This window comes from Acetomicrobium mobile (assembly GCF_937920065.1).
The window spans coordinates 1-2180 of the sequence record NZ_CALETC010000137.1; the positions used below are offsets into that span (position 1 = coordinate 1).

General features: G+C 44.3%; 2 protein-coding genes. Both read right to left on the reverse strand.

The genetic code is table 11. The features are described 5' to 3' along the window. Positions 1-157: 157 nt before the first annotated feature. Positions 158-610 carry a hypothetical protein gene (locus Q7P41_RS05485; RefSeq protein WP_303882780.1) on the reverse strand — a complete coding sequence of 151 codons (453 nt, stop codon included), beginning with the start codon at positions 608-610 and terminating at the stop codon, positions 158-160. Positions 611-631: 21 nt separating this feature from the next. Beyond that, positions 632-2143: a Na+/H+ antiporter NhaC gene (nhaC, locus tag Q7P41_RS05490; RefSeq protein ID WP_303882782.1), complete on the reverse strand. Its 1512-nt coding sequence runs from the start codon at positions 2141-2143 to the stop codon at positions 632-634. Positions 2144-2180 lie beyond the last annotated feature (37 nt).

The following is a 2180-nucleotide window of genomic DNA, read 5'->3' on the forward strand; positions in this document are numbered from 1 at the left end:
GCTGGACACATAATGCATTACAGTCGCCTCCCATACATTTTTAATAATAAGACTCAGGATATATTATGAAGTTCCAAAACACCCCACCATTGCTGGCGGGGTGTAAATCGTAAATCATCCGTCATTATAAACGGGCAACGATCGAGAGCGGACCGTTTCACCCGCCTTTATGCTTTTTTTCCCGTGAATTTGGGCTAGAATCGCCTATGAAATCGATCCCAGCCTTTGGGGCATATTTGCTTAGCAACTCTTTAAGCAACGCCTCTTCTTCCCGCTTAAATAGAATTTTCCAACCGGTAATTCCTCTCTCGAAAAAGACCATCATTGCATCGCCTTTAAATGAAAAGGTGACGGCTTTAACCTCTTGCCATGGGAAAAATTCAACGGAAGTCCCTAATATCCCCTTTACTTCTTTAACCAGCCCCTCAGAAGAAACATAGATCCTTTTTTTGTATATAATCCCATAAAAAGCTGCAATGGCTAATATCAATTTATGAATCGCAAACTCTGAAAAGGACGAATAAATGCAATAAAGCCCAAAAAGAAGTAGAAATACTTTCATCCATTTGGAGGCTGAATAACTCGATCGCGATTCAATGATGGTCTCCATTTATACACCTCTTCCTAGAAATTATACTTTTATGATGTCTTCGTCTGTTTCCTTGCGCCAGTAAATGTATTTGCCCATCGCCGTTAGCACGATAGCAACAATGGGGTTAAGATAATTTAAGAAAGCGTAGGGCAAATACTGAACCGTCGGCACGCCGAGGACACCAGTATGATAGGCCCCACAGGTATTCCATGGAAACAAAACAGACGTCAAGGTGCCGCTATCCTCTAAGGTTCTTGAAAGCATTCTGGGATGCAATCCCCTTTCGTCGAAGGCGGGCTTGAACATCCTCCCAGGGAGCACAATTGCCACATACTGATCCGCTAAGAGGGCATTTGTGGCTATACATGCAACTATCACGGACGTAATAAGGCCTGTAACGCTCTTAACGTGGCGTAAAAGGGCATGTAACAACACTTCCAAGAAACCACAACGCTCCATTACCCCACCAAAGGAAAGGGCACAAAATATCAACGAAATGGTCCACATCATAGAGTCTAGTCCGCCTCTTTCCAGTAAATCGCTAAGCAATACGCTTACCTCTTGTGCAAGCTCTGGGGCGATGCCTACCACATCATGTGCGGCAAGGAGATCGGCGACGACATCTAGGCTTTCAGCTCCAGCTATTTCGGCGCTGAATACAGGAACGTAACCATAATGAATCGCTTCAACCATGGTACCTAGGCCATGACCCTGAGAAAGGATCATAATACCTCCTAAGACAACTCCTGCGAACAAGCTTGGTATGGCGGGAAACCGAAGAGCCGCCAAAAGTATAACTATTATCGGTGGAATAAATCCTAAAAAACTAATATTGAACTCGGCGGCTAACAGCTTTTGGAAAGTTTCTATCCTAGAGACGTCCAAAACGCCTCCAGCAAACCTGAGTCCCAAAACTACTGTTATTATCGCAACTATGGCGTAAGTGATCATAGTAGTGGATATCATAGCACGAATGTGACTGAAAAGAGTTGTCCCGGCCACTGCAGGAGCAAGGTTTGTTGTATCGGATAAAGGCGATATTTTATCTCCAAAATAAGCCCCCGAAATAACAACACCTGCTGCCAAAGGTATGGGAACTCCAAGGCCCGCTGCTATGCCTATCAAAGCTAAACCCACAGTCCCCGACGTACCCCAAGACGTTCCAGTCGCAAGAGATACGATAGAACATATGAGCAAGGTAGCAAGCAAGAAGATTTTTGGTGACAATATGCTCAATCCATAATAAATCAGGGTAGGAACTATGCCGCCCTGGATCCAAGCGCCAATAATCATCCCCACTACCGTTAAAATCAATATAGCCTGAAGCCCCGCGAGAATGCCGCGAAAAATACCATCCTCCATTTCCTTCCATTCAATGTGTAGTAAATAACGACCCATTAAACAGGCAAAGGCAACAGAAAAAACTAATGGTACGTGAACATCAACTTCCAAGACTAAAACCCCTATGCCTATACATATAGCGGCAACAACAATCGCAATCACTGCCTCCAAAAGTGTAGGCTTTCTTGGAGAGCCCCTTAATCCACCCATTTTTCCCTACCTCCTCTCACTCTTATAATAAAGTGTC